General features: G+C 55.2%; 1 protein-coding gene. It reads left to right on the top strand.

The annotated features are described in order from the left end of the window. The coding region (uvrC, locus tag HWQ67_RS17595; RefSeq protein ID WP_218254001.1) for an excinuclease ABC subunit UvrC at window positions 1–1,780 on the top strand (1,780 nt) is incomplete at both ends.

The following is a 1,780-nucleotide window of genomic DNA, read 5'->3' as shown; positions in this document are numbered from 1 at the left end:
GGCCATCAACCTCAAGAGCCGCATCAGGAGCTACTTCCGCAGGGCCAATCAACTGGACTTGAGGAAATCTACGATGATGACACTCGTTGCCGACTTCTCCTTCATCGTGACCGACAACGAGGTCGAGGCCCTTGCCCTGGAGGCCAATTTCATCAAGCAGTACCGGCCCAAGTTCAACGTCATCCTCAAGGACGACAAGAACTACCCATACATCAGGATCACCGTGACGCAACAGTGGCCCAAGCTCGAAATAGCCCGCAAACTCAGCCACGACGGCGATATCTACATCGGCCCCTACGTCTCATCGAGGAGTATGCGTGAGACCCTGGAGTTTGTAAAACGCTGCTTCCCGCTCAGGACGTGCAAGTACAAGATAGAAAACCTCACACGGGCGTGTCTGCAATACCAGATAGGCCAGTGCAGCGCCCCCTGCGTGGGACTCATCACCAAGGAGGCCTACGATGCCCACGTCAGAGACTGCACGGAGTTCCTCAAGGGGGCAAGACAAGACCTCCTGGACAGACTCAAACGACGCATGTACGAACTCTCCAACGACCTCCTGTTTGAGGATGCCGCAAAATACAGAGACAAGATACGCGCCATCCAGGGGGCGTGGGAGATGCAAAAGGTCGTCGCACAGGAGTTTGGCGATATCGACGTCATAGGCTTCTACCGTCCCTCGGAGGGCGGTGCCGATATCAATAACGACAGTGTTGCATTGATGCCCTCGGCGGCTGTCATCAACGTGTTCTTTATTCGCAGCGGTCTGCTCATTGGCGTAAAGGACTTCTTCTTCAGGGATACACAGGGATTGCCCTACAAGGAGCTTATCCACAGCTTTATTATGCAGTTCTACAACAAGGAGATACTGCCCCCGGCGGAGATAATCGTCCGTAAAACCCCATTGCGTCTGAGCACACTCAGAAAATGGTTATCCAAAAGGCGCACGTCCCCCGTAGATATCACCCCCCCCTGTGACGAAAAACGCTCAGAGCTACTCAACATGGCAGACAACAATGCGGCTACGTCCTTTAAGCTCAAACTCGGCCTCTCCGACACCCGTGTCCTGGAAGAGCTTGCAGCACGTCTTGGGCTTGCCCACCCGCCAGAGGGCATCGGGGCATTTGATATATCGACCATCTCCGGCGACCTCTCCGTGGGGGCGTTCATATATTGGGCGTCGGGGGGATTTAAAAAGCATCTCTACCGCCACGTCAGGGTCAAGACCGTCACCGGCCAGGACGACTACGCAATGATGCGGGAGGTTGTCCTGCGAGTGACCGGCAACCTCAAGGACAACTTCCCAGACCTCGTGGTCATTGACGGGGGCAAGGGGCAACTGGACTGTGCAATGGCAGCCATAGACGAGCTGACCGCAACAGCTCATCCAATCAGGACGTCGTTGGTGGCACTGGCAAAGGACCCCGACCGTGTCTTTATACCGAACAGGGAGGGCCACATAGCAATCGATGATTCCATGCCATCGTCGCTGCTTCTGAGGCGCATCCGGGATGAGGTCCACCGCTTTGCCATCACGTTTCACCGCAAGCTCAGGGACAAAAAGTTCCTCCAGTCACCGCTTGAGAAGATAAAGGGCGTTACACGCCAGAGGCGTCTTGAACTGTTAAGGCATTTTGGCAGCATCGAGGCCATAAAAACTGCCTCTGTGGAAGAAATAGCTTCCCTAAACGGCCTCAACAAGCGCCTCGCCTGCAACATCCTCTCGGCACTGAAAGAAGAAAAGAAAGAAGGGAGGCGGCTCCACCCCTCCCTCAGACCC

Source organism: Candidatus Magnetobacterium casense, assembly GCF_019173545.1.
Classification (GTDB): Bacteria; Nitrospirota; Thermodesulfovibrionia; order Thermodesulfovibrionales; family Magnetobacteriaceae; genus Magnetobacterium; species Magnetobacterium cryptolimnobacter.
This window is presented reverse-complemented; position numbering and strand designations above follow the sequence as displayed.